Annotated in this window: 2 protein-coding genes; one reads left to right on the top strand and one right to left on the bottom strand. The window is 58.2% G+C overall.

The genetic code is table 11. The features are described from left to right. Positions 1-101: 101 nt before the first annotated feature. A complete protein-coding gene (locus BUE39_RS33665; RefSeq protein ID WP_073432980.1) occupies positions 102-380 on the top strand; it encodes a helix-turn-helix domain-containing protein in 279 nt (92 codons plus the stop codon). Here the strand turns inward: BUE39_RS33665 and BUE39_RS33660 are convergent. Continuing rightward, positions 364-1,068 carry a helix-turn-helix transcriptional regulator gene (locus tag BUE39_RS33660; RefSeq protein ID WP_073432979.1) on the bottom strand — a complete coding sequence of 235 codons (705 nt, stop codon included), beginning with the start codon at positions 1,066-1,068 and terminating at the stop codon, positions 364-366. The two genes, BUE39_RS33665 and BUE39_RS33660, sit on opposite strands and share 17 nt — an antisense overlap. Between the last annotated feature and the right edge of the window lie 269 nt (positions 1,069-1,337).

Raw genomic sequence — 1,337 nt, 5'->3', positions numbered from 1 at the left:
GTTTCCGACTTCGACAATCAGATTCTCAGCTGAAACCTCCACCGCCTTCAATCTCCCGCCTTAACTCCCCCGTACACCAGTTCCGACTTTAGCTCACCGATATTCAAACGCGCCCCGCGCAGGCTCCCTCGGCCGTGGACCGCGTTTTGATCATTGCTTACCGCAAAAAGAAAAAAGAGAGCCAGCGCCGTTTCTGGGCGCGCTTCGGCGTAACGCAGTCGCGCGGCAGCCGGTTCGAATCGGGCGCTGAGATTCCGGCGCCGGTCTCGATCCTGCTGGGTCTGTACTTCACGAAAACCGTGTCCGACGCGGATCTCGGCCGGGCCGAACGGGTGCTGTATAGCCGCGACGCGGCCGCATTGTTCAACCCGGGTCAATAAGCCCGAGCTGCGCCGCAATCACGGCCGCCGCGCGGCGCGAATTCACACCGAATTTCGTCCTGATGTTTTTCATATGGAAGTTCACCACGGCTTCCGAACAGTTCAGGATGTGGGAGATTTCCCATGTGGATTTACCGCGCGCGGTCCATTTCAGACATTCACGTTCACGCGGCGTGAGTTTGGGCAATAAGGTCTGAGTGTGGGTATTCAAATGGCGCTGGGCGGTGTCGATCACCAGATCGCGCAATAACACCAGGTTCGGCAACGCAACGTCGATATGACGCCAGAAGGCGTCGGTCGGGTTGCTGTCGTTGACGAAGCACATCATGCCGGCTTGCTGGTTGGGTCCGTGAATCGGCAACGTCACCCCGGCGCGCAGGCCATGCCCGCGGGCTTCCTCGTACATTGACTGCTGCTCGGCGGTAGTAAAAATGTCCGGCGACCATATCAATGGCGTGGCGCGTGTCGCGCAATGGCTGACGGTCGGGTCGATGTGAGCCAGTCCCTGATCGTCATAGGCGCGGCGCCATGCCGGCGCATAGGTGCTGCGCACGTAGGCGTCTTCCAGGCGCATGGTCGGGCGCGGCAGCATCGCGATCAAAAGCCTGTCGAAACCCCATGTTTCGGCAAGGCCGACAATCGCGCTGAACCATTCCGCTTCGTCGACGGCGTTCTGCAGCGGCGCCATCTGCTCGATAAAGTGTAACGGCAATTTTCAACTCTCTCAGGCTCGCAACGTCTCGTTGCGGTTTAATTGCGGTACGGTATTCCGTCCGGCTGTTTTGTATTCACAATCTAACACTAAAAATAACTTCGCAAAGCCGACATCTAATGTGCATAAAGGCGTTGCGAGGGGCGGCCAGGCAATGCTCTCAACTTAAGCCCCGCTGCATCAAGCGAGTTTGTACGCGAGATGGAAGTGGGGCTTGGCTTTTCTGGGTGGTCTTGGATAGGAGC

The organism is Paraburkholderia terricola (genome assembly GCF_900142195.1).
GTDB classification, from domain to species: Bacteria; Pseudomonadota; Gammaproteobacteria; order Burkholderiales; family Burkholderiaceae; genus Paraburkholderia; species Paraburkholderia terricola.
Note: the sequence above shows the minus strand (reverse complement) of the source record. Positions and strands in the feature narration are given on the sequence as shown.

Coding starts and splice junctions, on each gene's coding strand:
- BUE39_RS33660 (WP_073432979.1), bottom strand. CDS start 1,068: ATGGCGCCGCTGCAGAACGCCGTCGACGAAGCGGAATGGTTCAGCGCG.